The sequence below is a fragment of the Micromonospora sp. HK10 genome (assembly GCF_000982955.1).
GTDB lineage: Bacteria > Actinomycetota > Actinomycetes > Mycobacteriales > Micromonosporaceae > Micromonospora.
This window is the reverse complement of sequence record NZ_KQ058666.1, coordinates 1-1265: the sequence shown is the minus strand read 5'-3', so window position 1 is coordinate 1265 and position 1265 is coordinate 1. Positions and strand designations below refer to the sequence as shown.

Genomic DNA, 1265 nt, shown 5'->3' with positions numbered 1-1265 from the left:
TGACGTAGCAGTTGGCCTGCGGCAGGCCGTTGGTCAGCGGCTCCCACTGCTCGCCGCCGGTGCGGCTGCGGTAGACGCGCAGCTTGCCCTCCGGCGGGAAGTGCTCGGAGTCGCTCTTGATCGGCACCACGAAGATGGTCTCCGGCTCGTGGGCGTGCACCGCGATCGGGAACCCGAAGTCCGACGGCAGGTTGCCGCTGACCTCCCGCCAGTTGGCGCCGGCGTCGTCACTGCGCATCACGTCCCAGTGCTTCTGCATGAACAGGGTGTCCGGCCGGGACGGGTGCTGGGCGAGGCGGTGCACGCAGTGCCCGACCTCGGAATCCTCGTCGGGGATCTCACCCGAGCGCAGGCCCTTGTTGATCGGCAGCCAACTCGCGCCGCCGTCGTCGCTGCGGAACGCGCCCGCCGCCGAGATGGCGACGTAGATCCGGTCCCGGTTCGCCGGGTCCAGGATGATCGTGTGCAGGCACATGCCGCCGGCACCCGGCTGCCAGACCGGCCCGGTCGGATGGGTACGCAGCGCGGTCAGCTCGGTCCACTTCTGACCGCCGTCGGTGGTGACGTAGAGGGCGGCGTCCTCGGCCCCCGCGTACACGGTGTCGGGGTCGTCGCGGGACGGCTCCAGATGCCAGATGCGCTTGAACTCCCAGGGCCGGGGAGTGCCGTCGTACCAGAGGTGCTCGCCGACCTCGCCCGTGTAGGCGAAGTCGTTGCCGACCGTGGTCCAGCTCCGGCCACCGTCGTCGGAACGCTGGATGAGCTGGCCGAACCACCCGCCGGACTGGGACGCGTAGAGCCGGTCCGGGTCGGCCGGCGACCCGGTGAGGTGGTAGATCTCCCAGCCGCCGAAGTGCGGCCCGTCCACCGTCCAGTCGGCGCGCGCGCCGTCCGACGTCAACGTGAACGCGCCCTTGCGTGTGCCGACCAGCACCCGTACGCCGCTCATGCCCTCATCCTTCCGTTGGACGTTCCACTCGGTAGACGGTCCTCCGCGCCGAAAATCATCGGTACCGGTCAGTCGTACCGTGCGGTTACGACAATCAGTGGGACGCGGGTCGGAGGGGTGAGGTGGCGAAGATCGAGGAAAGTCGAGCCGAGCGGGCAACGACGGTCGTCAACCTGAAGGGCCACCGGGACGATCCGGCGTACGCCGACGTGGTCTACGTCGGGCGGGCCATGCACCGCGGCGGCTGGCGCCTCCCGCAGTCGCCGCTGTCCTGCCCGTACCGCCCGGGCCCGGACGGCAGCCGCGAGGAGGTCGT

Annotated in this window: 2 protein-coding genes; one reads left to right on the top strand and one right to left on the bottom strand. The window is 70.4% G+C overall.

The features are described from left to right. On the bottom strand, nt 1-949 hold a 949-nt coding region (locus LQ51_RS02365; protein WP_046562960.1), incomplete at its 3' end, for a WD40/YVTN/BNR-like repeat-containing protein. 122 nt (nt 950-1071) lie between these two features. On the opposite strand from LQ51_RS02365, the gene LQ51_RS02360 reads away from it, so the two are divergent. Then, nucleotides 1072-1265 (top strand): hypothetical protein (locus LQ51_RS02360; RefSeq protein ID WP_197087505.1); only part of this gene is annotated, 194 nt, incomplete at its 3' end.